The following is a 14,159-nucleotide window of genomic DNA, read 5'->3' as shown; positions in this document are numbered from 1 at the left end:
GCGCCGCGCCGCTACCCGACACGCCCGCACCCGCACTCGACGCAACGTCGCCCGGAACCGCCGAATCGGCCACGCCCGAACGCGCGGCGCCGCCACCCGACACACCCGCACCCGGTGTGCCACCACCCGGAGTGGACGGGCTTGGCGCACCCTCGCTCGGAACTCCAGGCTCAAGCCCCTCGCCTGGCACGGCCGGACCACCGCGCCGAGGCATGGCGGAGGCCCATCGTGGACGCATCGGTTGCCCGCCCTCATCCGCGACATGCGGCGAGGCGGCACGCGGCGGCTCGGCATAGGGAGGATCGACGTGCGGCAACCCTGCGTGGGGAGCATCGCCGTGCGGTGACGCGGCGTAGGGAGCATCGCCGTGGGGTGGTCCACCGGTCAATCCAGGGCGTGCGGCACCCGGCGGCAGGGCCTCGTGGGGCTCGGCTGGCGGCAGCGCGGGATGCCCGGCCTGCTGTTGCTCGTGCAGACCCTCAACCGTGTCGGCGATGCCCGCGGCCACCGCGTCGGGGGCGGCCTGCCGCAGCCGGATCGCCCGCAGCAGGGCCAGCAGATGCTGGTCCGCTCCGGAACCCGAGCCCGATCCGGACGACACTGGAACACCCCCGCTTCGCGGATCACTCGACAGTACAACCGTACTGCCGGAGCCCCCGCCCCGCCGCGCTACCGGCAGACGCGCCTCACCCCAGCACAGCCGCCATGCGACTCACCGCCTCGGCCAGGATCTCGGGGCTGGTGGCGTAGTTCAGCCGGACGTATCCGGAACCGGCGGCGCCGAACCTCGGGCCGGGCTCGAGCGCGACCTTCCCCTCGTACAGGAAACGCTCTCGTGGTTGTGCGTCACGCCCGAGGACCGAGGCGTCGAGCCAGGCCAGGTACGTCGCCTCGGGCGGCCGCCACCGCAGCGACGGCAGCTCGGTGGCCAGCAGCGAACCCAGCTGCTCACGCCGCGCCGCCAACGTGCCGATCAGCGACTCGAGCCAGGGGTCGCCGTCGGTGTACGCCGCGATCGACGCGAGGGCGCCCAGATGCCCCGTACGCTCGGAGACCTCGACCACCAGGCCCTCGACCACCCGGGTCATCGCCGGCGCGGCCGTCACCAGGGCCGCGCACTTGAGCCCGGCCAGGTTGAACGCCTTGCTCGCGGACACCACGGCGATCGTGACCGCGGCCGCACCCGGCACCGTGAGCATCGGCGTGAACGTGGCCCCGGGCAGCACCAGCGCGGCGTGGATCTCGTCGCTGATGATCGGCACGCGGTAGAGCGTGGCCAGCCGGGCCAGCTCGGCCAGCTCGTCGGCGGTGTGGACGCGCCCGACCGGATTTTGCGGGTTGCACAGCACATAGGCCGCCGGGTGGGTGGCGAACGCGGCCTCGAGCGCGGGCAGGTCGAGCCGGCCCTCGGCGAGCGGCACCTCGAGCACCCGGCCCCCGGCCTCGGGCACCCAGTCGAAGAACGGCGGATAGACCGGCGGGCTGATCACCACCGGTTCGCCGTGCCGGACGAGCTGCCGCAGGACCTCGACCACGCCCACCCCGACGTCGGTCACCGGCGCGACGAGGGCGGGGTCGGGATCCCACCCCCAGCGGCGGCCCGCGAACCCGGCGAACGCCTTGCCCAGATCGGGCCCGGGCGCGTGATAGCCCAGGTCACCCCGGGTGACCGCCTCGCGCAGCACCTCGGCCACCGGCGGGGCCAGCTCGTAGTCCATCTCGGCGACGAACAAGGGCAGCACGTCATCGGGGAACGCACGCCATTTCACGCTGCGCCGCCGTCGCAGCTCGGCCAGTGGGGGGACGACCAGTTCCGTGCTCATGCCGACATCCTGCCCCGCCCCACCGACATTTTCCGGCCGCCGGTGGACGGCCGGGAATCTGTGAATCGGCTGCGAATGCGGGGCGGCTCTGGAAGGCTGCATCCAGAACCCCGACGGTTCCCCCGGGCCGCTCGGCTTGAGCCCACGCGAGGCGGAGCCATGAGCATCAGCCACCATCAGACGGCCAGCGGCCGACCGCTGCGGGTCTCTCCGGCCTGGGTCGGTGGCGCCGGGTCGGCCCAGCACGAACACCTTCTTCCCGTACGGGAGGCCGTCTGGGTCTGGAGTGTGCGGCGGTACGCGCGGACGGCTCTGTGGGCACTGCCCGCCGCCGCCCTGCTCTACGGCTGGACCACCCTGGGCATCAACACCCCGCCCGGCCCGCTCGTGGTGACCCTGGCCGCCAACTGGCTGTCCGCCATCGCGATGATCGCCCTCGCCGGTCTGCTGGCCGGCACCCGCACCCGCCGTTCCGCCGTCACCGGCCTGCTCATCGGTCTGGCCGGCTACGTCCTCACCCTCCCCCTGGCCGCGCTCCCGGCCGACACGGCCGCCGCCGGCTCTCCGCTGACCGTCGATCAGCTGCGGCTGGTCGAGGTCGCGGCGTCGGCCGCCGTCGGGGCGGGCTGGGTGCTGCTGGGCTGGGCCGTCTTCCGGTCCCGGCTGGTCAACCCGGCCGACGGGGTGCTGCTGATGCTGGCCGCGGCCGCGATCGGGGCCGGCGCGCACGCCCAGCGCCCGCTGCCCACCGTGGGGGCGTTGCTGCTGCTGGCCGCGGGCACCGGCCTGGCCTGGACGGCCGGTCGGCTCATCCCCCGGCACTGAACTGCCGGAGGTGGGTGGCATGCTCCTGACAGGTCCGGGTCATCCCCGGGCGCGGCGAAGGGAGCAGCCATGTCCAAGGTGGTCGCCGACATCTCGGTGTCGCTCGACGGGTTCGTGACGGGCCCCGACCCCGGTCCCGACCAGGGTCTGGGCCAGGGTGGCGAAGCCCTGCACACGTGGGCGTTCGCGGGCGACGCGATCGACAAACGGGTGCTCGAGGAATCCACCGTGGCGACCGGTGCCGTCGTCATGGGCCGCGCCCTGTTCGACGTCGTCGACGGCCCCGGCGGCTGGAACGACGAGGTGGGTTATGGCGCCGGTCTGGCCGCCGCGCCCCCGGTCCTGGTCGTCACCCGCACGCCGCCCGGCAAGGTGCGGCTGGCCGACCGGTTCACCTTCGTGGTCGACGGTCTGGCCAGCGCGATCGAGAAGGCCCGGGCCCTGGCCGACGACCGTGACGTGGTCGTCATGGGTGGCGGCGCCACCGTGCGCGGCGCCATCGAGGCCGGTCTGGTCGACGAGCTGCGCCTCCACCTCGCGCCGGTGCTGCTGGGCAGCGGCGTCCCGCTGTTCGAGGGCGCCACGCCGCGCAACCTGCGCCAGATCCACGTGCGTCCCTCCGGTCACGTCACCCACCTGACCTACCGGGTCGACTGACCACCGTGCCCGAGATTCATCTGATCACCGATCCGGCCGACGACCGCCTCGGTGACTACCGCGCCCTGACCGATCTCGAACTGCGCACGAAGTGGGAGCCGCCCAACGGGCTGTTCATCGCCGAGGGCGAGCTCGTGCTGCGCCGTGCGCTGCGGGCGGGCTACCGTCCCCGGTCCTACCTGATCGACGAGAAACGCACCGATCAGATCGCCGACCTGCCGGACGACGCCCCGATCTATGCCGCCACGCCCGCCGTGCTCGAGAAGGCCACCGGCTTCCACGTGCACCGGGGAGTCCTCGCTTCGTTCCACCGCGCTCCCCTGCGGGAGGCGGAAGAAGTGATCGCCACGGCGAGGCGTGTCGCCGTGCTCGAAGACGTCAACAACCACACGAACATCGGGGCGGTGTTCCGGGGCGCGGCCGCCCTCGGCATCGACGCGGTGCTGCTCTCGCCCACGTGCGCCGACCCGCTCTACCGGCGCAGCGTGCGGGTCAGCATGGGCGAGGTGTTCGCGGTGCCGTACGCACGTCTGGAGCCCTGGCCCGACGGCCTGCAACTGCTTCGCGACGCCGGTTTCACCGTGCTGGCGCTGACCCCCGACCCGGCCGCGGTGCCGTTGCAGAAGGTCACCGAGCGCGCGAAGACCGCCCTGCTGCTCGGCGCCGAGGGGCCTGGCCTGTCCCGCAACGCCCTCGCCGCCAGCGACATCCCGGTCAAGATCCCGATGCGGCGCGGGGTCGACTCGCTCAACGTGGCCGCCGCGGCCGCCGTCGCCTTCTGGGAACTGGGCCGCGACGACCCCGAGACATAGAAAAAGGGCCGGCCCCTCGAGGCCGGCCCTTCCCTGCGTGGTTACGCCCGTTCGCGGTCCACGACGCCGTTGTAGTCGGCGCCACCGAGCGCCGCCGACGGCGGGATCGGCTCGGGCGCCGGCAACGCGGCGGTCTTGTCGGGGTCGCCGCTGACCTGGGCCTCCGCGGCCCGTACCTGGTCGTTGATCTTCTCGGCCTCGGCGGCGGCAGCCTCGGCGGCCGCCACGGCCTCCTCCTCGACCGCAGCCGAGTTGACATTCGACTTCGGCACGTCGCCGGCCATGTTGGCCAGGCCGCCGAGCGCGCCGCCCATGCCCTCGAGGGCCTTGGTCAGCTCGGTCGGCACGATCCAGACCTTGTTGGCCGTGCCGTTGGCGATCTGCGGCAGAGCCTGGAGGTACTGGTAGGCCAGCACCTTCTGCGACGGGTTGGCCGTGTGGATGGCGTCGAACACCGTACGGATGGCCTTGGCCTGACCCTCGGCCTGCAGGATCCGCGACTGCCGGTCACCGTCGGCGCGCAGCACCGCGGCCTGCTTCTCACCCTCGGCCGTGAGGATCTGGGCCTGCTTGTGGCCCTCGGCGTTGAGGATCGTCGCGCGGCGTTCCCGCTCGGCGCGCATCTGCTTCTCCATCGAGTCGCGGATGCTCGGCGGCGGCTCGATCGCCTTGATCTCGACGCGGGTGACCTTGATGCCCCAGCGGCCGGTGGTCTCGTCGAGCACCGTGGAGAGGTGCCGGTTGATCTCCTCGCGGCTGGTCAGGGCACGCTCGAGGTCGAGCGAGCCGATCACGTTGCGCAGGGTGGTGACCGTCAGCTGCTCGATCGCCTGGAGGAAGTTGGAGATCTCGTACGTGGCCCGCACCGGGTCGACAACCTTGAAGTACAGGACCGTGTCGATCGAGACGACCAGGTTGTCCGACGTGATCACGGGCTGCGGCGGGAACGAGACCACCTGCTCGCGCATGTCGACCTTGCTGCGCACCGAGTCGACGAACGGCACCAGCAGGTTGAGGCCGGGGCTGAGCGTCCGCTTGTACTTGCCGAGACGCTCGACCACGTCCATCCGCTGCTGGGGGACGATGCGAACGGACCGGAGCAGCGTGACGATGGCGAACACCACGATCACGATGATGAGGACGCCGATCACAGCTTCCATGGCACTCCTCTCTATGGGTTGATGCGAGTCGCGCTAGAAGTTAGGAAGATCATCGCGCCACACGATGGCGGTGGCGCCGTCGACCTTGACGATGCGGACCCGTTCGCCGGGCAGGTATTTCTCCTGGCCGTCGAACGACCGCGCCTGCCAGTGCTCGCCGTCGATCTTGATCATCCCGTGGCCGCCGTCGACCTCTTCGAGCACGGTGCCGTGGTTGCCCGGCAGCGCCTCGACACCCATCGGGGTCTCGCCCGACTCGAGCGCCGGCCGCGCGTGCTTGAGGACGATCGGGCGCAGCGCCGTCACCGACAGGCCGGAGACCAGCGCGAACACGATGACCTGGAGCAGCAGGGGCGCGCCGAGAGCGGCCGCTCCGGCCGCCGCGAAAGCCCCGATGCCGAAGAAAATGATCAAGAACGTAGCCGTGAAGGCCTCGGCGATCGCCAACGCGATGCCGAGCACGATCCACAGAACCGCTTCCACGTATCGATCGTGACATGCCCGCGCACGTCCGGCGACGCTGCGTGCTCCTACGCGGAAAATGTCATCGAACTGCCATCCAAGCCGGGACCCTGGGCCGCGTAGCCATATCGGCCGCGCACAGTTATACCCACCAGTCGTATATCGAGAGGGTCCACCGTGTCACTGCTGCCGGAGACCGGCCGACGGGTCGACGAGATCGCCGTCCGCGCGCAGGCCGAGGGGCGTACGCCGTCCCTCGCTCTGGCGATCGTGCGGGACCGGGCGGTGCTGCACCAGGTGTTCGCGGGCGAGCAACCCCGGCCCGACGCCAAGACGCAGTACCGGCTCGGGTCGATCACCAAGACGATCACCGCCACGCTGGTCATGCAGCTGCGCGACGAGGGCGCCTTCGCGCTCGACGACCTGCTCTACCGGCACCTGCCCGGCACGCCGATCGGCGGGGTCACGCTGCGCCAGCTGCTGGGCCACATCTCGGGCCTGACCCGCGAGCCGGACGGCGCGTGGTGGGAGCGAACCGTGGGCGGCGACGTCGACACGTTGCTGGCCGAGCTGGGCTACGACAAGGTCGTCGGGCCCCCGTTCCGCCGCTACCGCTACTCCAATCTGGCGTACGGGCTGCTCGGCGCCGTCCTCGAGAAGGTCACCGGGGAGACGTGGCAGACGCTGGCCGGCAAGCGGGTGCTCGACCCGCTCGGCATGAAGCGCACGACCTACGCTCCGGTCGAGCCGTTCGCCCGCGGCTACGTCGTGCACTCCCTCGATCGGTCGCTGCACGAGGAGCCGCGCCTCGACGCGGGCGCGATGGCCCCGGCCGGGCAGCTCTGGTCGACCGTCACCGACATGGCGAAGTGGGCCGCGTTCTGGACCGACCCCGCCCCCACGGTGCTGGCCCGCGAGACCGTCGACGAGATGTGCGCCCCGGTGGTGATCAGCGACCTCGAGTCGTGGACCGGCGGGCACGGGCTCGGACCGCAGCTCTACCGGGCCGGCGAGCGGGTGTTCGTGGGCCACGGCGGTTCGATGCCGGGATACGTGGCCCACTTCGCCGTGCACCGGCGCAGCCGCCTCGGGGTGATCGTCTTCGCCAACTCGTACGGGCTGGCCGGCACCTCGATCAAGAAGGTGGCGCTGTCCGCGCTCTCGACGGTCGTGGACGGGGAGCCGGTGCTCACCGCGCCCTGGCAGCCGCCGGTGCCGCCGACCGGCGAGGCGGCCGCGGTCGTGGGGCGCTGGTGGTGGATGGGGCGCGAGTTCGAGATCACGTGTGACGGGGATTCGCTGGTGATGACCGGGCCGAACCACTGGACGCGCTTCACCCGCGAGGGGCCGGACCGGTGGCGCGGCGTGGAGGGCGAGAACGAGGGCGAGCTGCTGCAGATCCTGCGCCACGACGACGTGTCGGTGGCGGCGCTCGACATCGCGACGTTCGTCTTCAAGCGCGATCCGAAACATCTCGCATAACCCTGTGGACAGCCGGCCCCACCCCCTTGACAGGCGCGTAGCGTCCCTGGCACTTCCCGGGGAGGGTGGGGGAGGCGGTGGCGGAACTCCCTACTCACCGCAAGATCGATTGTTCGGCGGCGGGACCAGGAGCAGGGGCGGGCACGGCGGGCTCGGAGCGGAAACCGAGCGCCAGCCCGGCGGCGACCACGGCCACACCGACCCACACGGCCAGCCCGGGCACCGGGCCGCCCAGCGCCACCCCCACCACGGCGGCCGAAACGGGAGCGATCCCCGTCAGCAGGCCGGTCCGGGCCGAACCCAGCCGCTGCACGCACGTGTACCAGAGGACGAACGCCACGGCGGTCACCAGAACGGCCAGATAGGCGCCGGCCAGTACGTCGTCCAGGTGCAGCCGCAGGATGGCTCGGGGGCCCTCCCAGAACAAGCCACCGGCCCCGAAAGCGACCGCGGCCATCCACGTGGCGTGCACCGAGACGCCCAACGGGCCGTGACGGCCCAGCACGGGGACGGCCAGCAGCGTGAAACCGGCCTCGCAGGCGAACGTGACCAGCGCCCACAGCAGACCGATGCCGTCGGTGCGGCCCAGGCCCTGCACCAGCGCGGCGCCCACGGTGACGACCAGGGCGGCCACGACCAGGTGGGCGGCGGGGGCGCGGCCCTCCAGCAGCGGTCCGGCCACGGCCAGCAGCAACGGGACACACGCCACGGCCACCCCCAGGACGGCCGGCTCGGCGTGGCGGGAACCCTGCACCAGGGCCACGTTGAAGACGACCATGCCGGTCAGCACGACGCCGCCCAGCCACAGCCACTCGGTGCCGCGGGGGCGCAGCACACGGCCCCGGGCGTACAGAAACACGTACAGCAGAAGGAGCAGGCAGGCCACGGCGTAACGCAGGGACTGCACGGTCAGCGAAGGCGCGTCGGCCAGGAAGGCGGAGACGGCCACGCTGCCGCCGACGAAGGTCATGCCGGTCGCGCCGGCCAGGGCACTCAATCTCACAGACCGATGCTGGTCGCGGTATGGTCCGGTTTGAAGGACCAATCCGTCCGCACTCAGGGGGACCAATTTCCGGCTCGGACTTCCTCCAGCTGCGGCCCGGGGATGCGCCCGCCAAGGGGCTGACCACCTGGCTGACCGACGGGCTGCGGGCCGCCGTGGCCAACGGACGGCTCACCACCGGCACGCGGCTGCCGGCCACCCGGTTGCTCGCGGCGGAACTGCGGGTCTCGCGGGGTGTGGTGGTCGACGCCTACCAGCGGCTCATCGACGAGGGGCTGGCCGCCGCCCGCACCGGCGCCGGCACGACGATCATCGCCCGGCCCGGCGTCCGGGATGCCCCCTCGGACCGCCGTCGTTCGCTGGACACCCTGCGGTTGCCGCTCCCGCCGGCCGAGGGCATCGACATCGACCTGTCCCCGGGGATCCCGGACCTGTCGGCCTTTCCCCGTACGGCGTGGTTGCGCGCCGAACGGGCCGTGCTCGACGGGATCACGGCGGCCGACCTGGGGTACGGGGATCCGGGCGGCACCCCGTGGCTGCGCGCCGAACTGGCGGGCTGGCTGGCCCGCACCCGGGGCATCCACGCCGAGCCCGACGACGTGATCGTGGTCGGCGGCGTCGCGCAGGCCCTGGCGCTACTGGCCCAGACGCTGCACGCCGCGGGAAAGGTCCGCGTGGCCGTCGAGGATCCGGGGTCACGCGGGGCGCGGGACCAGCTGGCCCATTGGGGTGTACGGCCGGAGCCCGTCCCGGTCGATGCCGAGGGGCTCGTGGTCGGGGCGCTGACCCAGGACGCGGCCGTCCTCACGCCGGCCCACCAGTTCCCGACCGGCGTCGTGCTCAGCCCGGCCCGGCGGCGCGCGCTGCTGGCCTGGGCCGCCCGGGGAGGCCTGGTCATCGAGGACGACTACGACGCCGAGCACCGCTACGACCGCGCTCCGGTGGCCGCTCTGCAGGGTTCGGGGCCCGACCACGTCGCGTACGCGGGAAGTGTCTCGAAGTCTCTGGCCCCGGGGATGCGGCTCGGCTGGCTGATCGCCCCGCGCCGCCTGCAGCCCGACCTGCTGACCGCCAAGCACGACAGCGACCTCGGCAACCCGGCGTTGCCGCAGCTGGTGCTGGCCCGGCTGCTCGCGACCGGCGACTACGAGCGGCACCTGCGCAACGTCCGCACCCGTCAGCGCCGCCGCCGGGACGCGTTGCTGGCCGCCCTCCGCACGCACCTGCCCGACGCCCAGGTCACCGGTGTCGCCGCCGGCCTGCATCTGCTGATCATGCTAGAAAGCGACGAATCGGACGAAACGCTAGCCAGACAAGCCGCCGAAAAAAGGGTCCTCGTCCACCCGCTCAGCTGGCACCGCCACGTGGACGGCCCACCGGGCCTGATCCTGGGCTACGCCGCCCACCCACCCGACCGCCTCACCGAGGCCGCGGAACGTCTCGGCCGAGCGCTCAGTCGTCGAGCACGGTGACGAAGTCGATCAGCCGTTCCATCGAGTTGATCAACGGCGTCTCGACGTCCTTGTAGCTGTTCACCGACTTGAGGATCCGCCGCCACATGTCGGCCGGCTCGCGCACCCCCACGGCCTGGCAGATGCCCTCTTTCCAGGGCCGCCCGGGCGGGATGACCGGCCACTTCGACAAGCCCACGCGTGACGGTTTCACGGCCTGCCAGATGTCCACGTACGGATGACCGGTGACCAGCACGTTCGGATCGGTCACGGCGGCCACGATGCGGCTCTCCTTGCTCCCGGGCACGAGGTGGTCGACCAGCACCCCGAGCTTCCTCGTCGGCCCCGGCTGGAATCCGCGCACCGCGCCCGCCAGGTCGTCGATACCGTCCAGCGGCTCGACCACGATGCCCTCGATCCGCAGGTCGTCACCCCAGATGCGCTCGACCAGGGCGGCGTCGTGGATGCCCTCGACCCAGATGCGGCTGGCCTTGGCGACCTGGGCCTGGACGCCCGCGACGGCGATCGACCCCGAAGCCGTGACCCGCCTCTGCTGCACGGCCGGCCCGGCTGCGGGCCGCCGCAGCGTCACCGGCTTGCCGTCGAGCAGGAACGCCGCCGGTTCGAGCGGGAAGTTGCGCCGCTTGCCGTGCCGGTCCTCCAGCACGACCGCGCCCAGCTCGAATCCGACCACCGCCCCGCAGAACCCGGAGTCGACGTCCTCGACGACCAGATCGCGTTCGGCGTCCACCTCGGGCACCACCTTGCGGCGCCGCCAGTCCCCCTTGAGCACGTCCTCCCCATACATGCAAGGCACGGTAACCCGTGCGTTGGGACACGACCTTTCTGACTCTCCGGCCGAGACAGACTTCCCTGGTGCCACGTACCCTTGCTCGCATGTCCCCCGCTGCTGATGCGGCCACCCGCGTTGCGCGGCGCTCGACCCGGTTCGTGGCCTGGGTGCGCGCCTGGCGCGCCGGCCTGGTGCCCTTCGACGAGCTGCCCGACGAGATCGCCCGCGACGAGGAGCACCTCGTCGCCGACGCGCCCGGCACGTGGACCGATGTGCCGCTGCCGCAGGGCCTGCCGGTGTTCGCCAAGGTCCACCCCGACGACATCCGTCTGGTGCTGCCCGCCCCCGGCGACCCGCGCGGCCTGCCCGGCCCGGGCCCGCTGACCGGCGCCGCCATGCTGGCCGGCGAGGCCGTGATGACGCCCACCTTCGGCATCGTGCCCGAGGTGCGGCGCCACGTCTCCGGCTCGGGCACCGAGTTCGAGACGGTGCTGTGGCGCTATTTCCCGGTCGAGGAATACAAGCCGGTCTTCCAGATGGGCGCGGCCGAGGCCGAGGGCGAGCTGACCCTGGCCCTGGGCGAGGCGACCACCCAGCTGACCAAGCTCGACGTGGCCCAGTGGAAGCCGGAGCTGGCCGGGGCCCTGCAACAGTTGCGCCGCCCCGAGAGCACGGCCACGCTGCCGGCCGGGTTCGACCCGCGCTCCCGCCGCCTGTTCGCGCGGGCGTCGATCCTCGACCAGGTGCTCGCGCTGGCCGAGACCAACGCGCCCGGCGGCGCCCTCAACGGTTACGAGGCCCAGCAACGCGATGCGGCCCTGCGCCCGCTGCTCAACGCGTGCCGTCAGGCGCTGGTGGCGGCCTGCAACTCGCCGCTCCACGCCTGAGCAGGTCCATGCCGGACAAGGTCAAGCACTGCACGTTCTGCGGCGCCCGTTTCACCCCTGGCCAGCCCTGGCCGCGCCGCTGCGCCGCCTGTGGCGAGACCTCCTACCGCAACCCCACGCCGGTCGCGGTCGCCGTGCAGCCGGTCGCCGACGGCCTGCTGGTGGTGCGCCGGGCCATCCCGCCCGCGGCCGACCGGCTTGCGCTGCCGGGCGGTTTCATCGACTTCGGCGAGTCCTGGCCGGACGCCGCGGCCCGGGAACTGCGGGAGGAGACGGCTCTGGTCGTCGACCCGGCCACGGCCACCCTGTACGACACGGTGAGCGCCCCCGACGGCACGCTGCTCGTCTTCGCCCTCTTCCCGCCGCTCGCGTCCGAGGCCGACCTGCCCGATGACGTCCCGAACGACGAGACCCACGGCTGGGAAATTCTCCCGGGCCCGGCCGAGCTCGGCTTCAGCATCCACACCGCGGTGGCCGCCCGCTGGTTCAGTCGATCAGACCGGCCCTGACCAGTTCGGCCACCAGCAGGCGGATCGCCGGGGCGCACCGGCCGGACGACGCCGAGGTGAACCAGTCCAGTTCGGCGATCTCGTTGCGGGCCCGGGGCTCGTCCTCGGTCTTGCCGCCGACGAAGCAGATCAGCCGCACGGTGGTGCCGGGCGGCCGGTTGTGGGCGGGCGCCACGATCTCGGTGAACAGGCTCAGGTCGGCCGGGTCGACGACAAGCCCGACCTCCTCGGAGACCTCGCGCGCGGCCGCCTCGGCGTACGTCTCGTCGGGTTCCGGTTTGCCGCCGGGCAGATAGAACGCGTCGGAATTGGCGGCCCGCACCACCAGGACCCGGCGCTCGCGGACGTGGACCCAGGCCGCCGCGATCACTTCAGACGTCACGGCACGAGACTACCCACCAGGGCCTCGGTCGCCGTCCACAGCCGCTCGGCGGTCGCCTCGTCGCGGCCGGCGCGGGAGGGAAGCCGTACGGCGGGAAAGCCTTTGATGCTGGCGAAACCGTCGGGCCCGACGTAGGCGTTGCCCGGCACGTCCTCGGTGGCCGCATAGAGCAGGGGCAGCGCGCCGTGCTCGGCGTCCTGGGTGAGGAACGGCACCCGGTTGATGACGTCCATCCACGAGTGGCCGACCAGCCCCGTCCGCGCGATCCCGGGATGGGCCACGATCGAGCGCACCCCGTTGCCCAGACGCCGTTGCAGGGCCAGCGAGAACAGCACCACGGCCAGTTTGGAGTCCTGGTACGCCTGCAACGGGTGGTACGGGCGGGACTGCCAGTCCAGGTCGTCCAGGTCGAGCTTGGCCCGCCGGTGCAGCTGGCTGGAGACGTGCACGACCCGGTCCGTGACGTGCGGCAGCATCAGGTTGGTCAGCGCCCACAGCCCGAAGTAGTTGGTCGCGGTCTGCAGGTCGAGCCCGTCCCGGGTCCGCGACGCCGGCACGTCCATCACGCCGGCGTTGTTGACCAGCACGTCGAGCCCGCCCGTCCACTGGCCGGCGAACGCCCGCACCGACCCGAGGTCCGACACGTCGAGGTGCCGGTACTCGAACGGCCCCGGCACCGGCTTGCGCCCCGCCACCACGACCCGGGCCCCGGCCCGCGCCAGCTCGGTCGCCGTGATCAGGCCGATCCCGCGGCCGGCCCCGGTCACCACCACGGTCCGGCCGGACATGTCACGCATCGATGCGGTGGTCCACTTGCTCATTGCGTACTCCTCGATCGGGGTTGGTCCTCCCATCACAGGCCCCGCCGCGCGGCGGATGAAGGCACGGCTCAACCACTGAATGCCAGGTCGTGGATGAGCCCGCCGGTTTCCGCGACGATCGGGACATGACGTTCGACCGCGCCTCGCTCGGCGCCTTCCTGCGGGCCCGCCGCGAAGCCCTGCAACCCGAGGACGTGGGTCTGCGCCGCGGTGCCCGCCGCCGGGCCCGGGGTCTGCGCCGCGAGGAGGTGGCCGAGCTGTGCGACATGTCCGCCGACTACTTCGCCCGCCTGGAACGCGGGGACGGCCCGCAGCCCTCCCCGCCGATGCTGGCCGCCGTCGCGCGGGGCCTGCGGCTGACCCCCGACGAGCGGGACCACCTGTTCGGGCTGTGCGGCTACAGCCCGGCCCAGCGCGGCGCCGGCGACCATGTCAGCCCCGGCCTGATGCGCATCCTGGACCGCCTCACCGACACTCCGGCCCAGGTCATCAGCCCGCTCGGCGAGACGCTGCGGCAAACCCCGCCCGCGGTCGCGCTGTTCGGTGACGAGACCGCCTTTCAGGGGCACGCCCGCAGCGCCGTCTACCGCTGGTTCACCGGCGACCGTTCGCTCTATCTCCCCGAGGACCACGACAAGCAGGGCCGCTTCCTGGCTTCGGCGCTGCGCACGGCCGGTCCCCTGGGCCAGGAACTGGTCGACGTCCTGATGCGCGAGAGCTCCGAGTTCGCCACCCTCTGGAACCGGCACGAGGTCGGCCTGCGCTGGAGCGACACCAAACGCTTCGTGCACCCGCAGGTCGGCCGGCTCGACCTGTTCTGCCAGAGCCTGCAGGACCCCGATCAGGCCCAGGCGCTGCTGGTCTTCACCGCAACCCCCGGCAGCGAGAGCCACGGCAAACTCGATCTGCTCGCGGTCATGGGAACAAGCTTCAAAACGATGTCGTAGCGGGGTGAGGGGTACGGACCGTCGCTCACGCCGAGGGCCCGGGCGGGCTTCGCTGGCCGCTGACGCGTCCAGAACGCGAAACCCACCCGGGCGGCCTGCGTAAATGGTTGCGCCCCCAAAACCTTGGCGGGGCCGCTTACGGTGA

The 14,159-nt window shown here is 72.2% G+C and carries 15 protein-coding genes; 8 read left to right on the top strand and 7 right to left on the bottom strand.

Annotated features, from left to right (window positions below; genetic code table 11):
- Positions 1-686: 686 nt before the first annotated feature.
- Complete coding sequence (locus JIG36_RS07910; RefSeq protein ID WP_203375377.1) at positions 687-1,823, bottom strand: MalY/PatB family protein; 1,137 nt, start codon at positions 1,821-1,823, stop codon at positions 687-689.
- 159 nt (positions 1,824-1,982) lie between these two features.
- On the opposite strand from JIG36_RS07910, the gene JIG36_RS07905 reads away from it, so the two are divergent.
- The 3 genes from JIG36_RS07905 to JIG36_RS07895 all read left to right on the top strand — a co-directional run bounded on the left by JIG36_RS07905 (position 1,983) and on the right by JIG36_RS07895 (position 4,117).
- Positions 1,983-2,648 carry a hypothetical protein gene (locus tag JIG36_RS07905; protein WP_203375376.1) on the top strand — a complete coding sequence of 222 codons (666 nt, stop codon included), beginning with the start codon at positions 1,983-1,985 and terminating at the stop codon, positions 2,646-2,648.
- Positions 2,649-2,717: 69 nt separating this feature from the next.
- Positions 2,718-3,305: a dihydrofolate reductase family protein gene (locus tag JIG36_RS07900; protein WP_203375375.1), complete on the top strand. Its 588-nt coding sequence runs from the start codon at positions 2,718-2,720 to the stop codon at positions 3,303-3,305.
- A gap of 14 nt (positions 3,306-3,319) precedes the next feature.
- Positions 3,320-4,117: a TrmH family RNA methyltransferase gene (locus tag JIG36_RS07895; protein WP_203375799.1), complete on the top strand. Its 798-nt coding sequence runs from the start codon at positions 3,320-3,322 to the stop codon at positions 4,115-4,117.
- A gap of 41 nt (positions 4,118-4,158) precedes the next feature.
- Here JIG36_RS07895 and JIG36_RS07890 read toward each other — a convergent pair whose 3' ends face one another.
- Positions 4,159-5,277, bottom strand: coding sequence for an SPFH domain-containing protein (locus tag JIG36_RS07890; RefSeq protein ID WP_203375374.1), 1,119 nt, complete (start codon positions 5,275-5,277; stop codon positions 4,159-4,161).
- Between the two features lie 33 nt (positions 5,278-5,310).
- Positions 5,311-5,760, bottom strand: a complete 450-nt coding sequence (locus tag JIG36_RS07885; protein ID WP_203375373.1) for an NfeD family protein — start codon at positions 5,758-5,760, stop codon at positions 5,311-5,313.
- A gap of 156 nt (positions 5,761-5,916) precedes the next feature.
- Here JIG36_RS07885 and JIG36_RS07880 point away from each other — a divergent pair, with 156 nt between their 5' ends.
- Positions 5,917-7,221 (top strand): serine hydrolase domain-containing protein, encoded by a 1,305-nt coding sequence (locus tag JIG36_RS07880; RefSeq protein ID WP_203375372.1) that lies wholly within the window; start codon positions 5,917-5,919, stop codon positions 7,219-7,221.
- Between the two features lie 94 nt (positions 7,222-7,315).
- On the opposite strand, the gene JIG36_RS07875 is transcribed toward JIG36_RS07880, so the two are convergent.
- A complete protein-coding gene (locus tag JIG36_RS07875; protein WP_307872610.1) occupies positions 7,316-8,224 on the bottom strand; it encodes a DMT family transporter in 909 nt (302 codons plus the stop codon).
- A gap of 20 nt (positions 8,225-8,244) precedes the next feature.
- On the opposite strand from JIG36_RS07875, the gene pdxR reads away from it, so the two are divergent.
- The gene (gene pdxR / locus JIG36_RS07870; protein WP_203375371.1) at positions 8,245-9,696 is read left to right on the top strand and encodes a MocR-like pyridoxine biosynthesis transcription factor PdxR; all 1,452 of its coding nucleotides are present in this window, start codon (positions 8,245-8,247) and stop codon (positions 9,694-9,696) included.
- Here pdxR and JIG36_RS07865 read toward each other — a convergent pair.
- The gene (locus JIG36_RS07865; protein WP_203375370.1) at positions 9,677-10,483 is read right to left on the bottom strand and encodes a DUF3097 domain-containing protein; all 807 of its coding nucleotides are present in this window, start codon (positions 10,481-10,483) and stop codon (positions 9,677-9,679) included. The two genes, pdxR and JIG36_RS07865, sit on opposite strands and share 20 nt — an antisense overlap.
- 89 nt (positions 10,484-10,572) lie before the next feature.
- On the opposite strand from JIG36_RS07865, the gene JIG36_RS07860 reads away from it, so the two are divergent.
- Both JIG36_RS07860 and JIG36_RS07855 read left to right on the top strand, forming a co-directional pair.
- Entirely contained in the window at positions 10,573-11,355 is a 783-nt protein-coding gene (locus JIG36_RS07860) for an Rv1486c family protein (protein ID WP_203375369.1), read from the top strand.
- Between the two features lie 8 nt (positions 11,356-11,363).
- Positions 11,364-11,864, top strand: coding sequence for an NUDIX domain-containing protein (locus JIG36_RS07855; RefSeq protein WP_203375368.1), 501 nt, complete (start codon positions 11,364-11,366; stop codon positions 11,862-11,864).
- Here the strand turns inward: JIG36_RS07855 and JIG36_RS07850 are convergent.
- Positions 11,842-12,246 (bottom strand): NUDIX hydrolase, encoded by a 405-nt coding sequence (locus tag JIG36_RS07850; RefSeq protein WP_203375367.1) that lies wholly within the window; start codon positions 12,244-12,246, stop codon positions 11,842-11,844. The genes JIG36_RS07855 and JIG36_RS07850 overlap by 23 nt on opposite strands.
- A complete protein-coding gene (locus JIG36_RS07845) occupies positions 12,243-13,067 on the bottom strand; it encodes an SDR family NAD(P)-dependent oxidoreductase (protein WP_236046128.1) in 825 nt (274 codons plus the stop codon). The genes JIG36_RS07850 and JIG36_RS07845 overlap by 4 nt, the downstream gene beginning before the upstream one ends.
- A 125-nt stretch (positions 13,068-13,192) precedes the next feature.
- Here JIG36_RS07845 and JIG36_RS07840 point away from each other — a divergent pair, with 125 nt between their 5' ends.
- Positions 13,193-14,014, top strand: coding sequence for a helix-turn-helix transcriptional regulator (locus tag JIG36_RS07840; protein WP_203375366.1), 822 nt, complete (start codon positions 13,193-13,195; stop codon positions 14,012-14,014).
- Positions 14,015-14,159: the final 145 nt, after the last annotated feature.

This window comes from Paractinoplanes ovalisporus, assembly GCF_016834655.1.
Lineage (GTDB): Bacteria > Actinomycetota > Actinomycetes > Mycobacteriales > Micromonosporaceae > Actinoplanes > Actinoplanes ovalisporus.
The sequence above is the reverse complement of the archived record's forward strand: the minus strand, read 5'-3'. Positions and strand labels throughout refer to the sequence as shown.